1 protein-coding gene is annotated in these 333 nt (G+C 72.1%); it reads right to left on the reverse strand.

From position 1 onward, the window contains the following. Positions 1-309, reverse strand: a 309-nt coding sequence (locus KVS67_RS11720) for an AAA family ATPase (RefSeq protein ID WP_368669063.1), incomplete at its 3' end; no start/stop codon positions are given. Positions 310-333 lie beyond the last annotated feature (24 nt).

Here is a 333-nt window from a genome sequence, read left to right on the forward strand (position 1 = left end):
GGCGAGGCGTGTCCATACGCCGTCATCGTTCCAGCGCCACCCGTGCGCGTGAACGAGAGCGGCGACCGACTCGGCGGGTACGCCGAGTTCCTGATGCGCGACCTCGGCGGCGCGGTTAGTCGGCGCGACGGCCCGCACCGCCCGCCCTTCTGCTTCGCTCGCGCGGATCGCGGTGGCGAGCATGGTGGTCTTCCCGCTGCCTGCTGCGCCCTCCACGATCACGAGGGGATCGGTCGAGGCGACCACTGCCGCTGCACGCATCTGGTCGGGGCCGAGGTCTCGCCCGAGCTGCGCCGCATGCTCGCCCACATCGGGATGCCTACGCCGAGGACC

The sequence above is a fragment of the Micrococcus sp. GbtcB5 genome (assembly GCF_019091605.1).
Taxonomy (GTDB): domain Bacteria; phylum Actinomycetota; class Actinomycetes; order Actinomycetales; family Micrococcaceae; genus Micrococcus; species Micrococcus luteus.